Source organism: Pseudomonas persica, from assembly GCF_900291015.1.
Taxonomy (GTDB): domain Bacteria; phylum Pseudomonadota; class Gammaproteobacteria; order Pseudomonadales; family Pseudomonadaceae; genus Aquipseudomonas.
Genome location: NZ_OLKL01000363.1, coordinates 1 through 237 on the forward strand (window position 1 = coordinate 1; position 237 = coordinate 237).

Genomic DNA, 237 nt, shown 5'->3' on the forward strand with positions numbered 1-237 from the left:
ACGCAGTACGCCCAATAGCCGCGCCGGGGCAGCGATGCTTACCGCTGCCTCGGTACGCAGCCCCATCTGCAAGGCCAGCAATACACTGGCGCCGCCCATGGAATGGCCAATAACCGCGCGCAGCGGCGGCAGCTCGGCGGCAGCTTCCAGCAGCGCTCGGGCAAACAACACCACATTTGCCTGTTCGCCAGGCGAACGGCCATGCCCCGGCCCCTCCAGCGACACCACCGTGTGCCC

The 237-nt window shown here is 67.9% G+C and carries 1 protein-coding gene; it reads right to left on the reverse strand.

Annotated elements, in window-relative coordinates:
* The coding region (locus FQ664_RS26900; protein ID WP_144176005.1) for an alpha/beta fold hydrolase at positions 1-237 on the reverse strand (237 nt) is incomplete at both ends.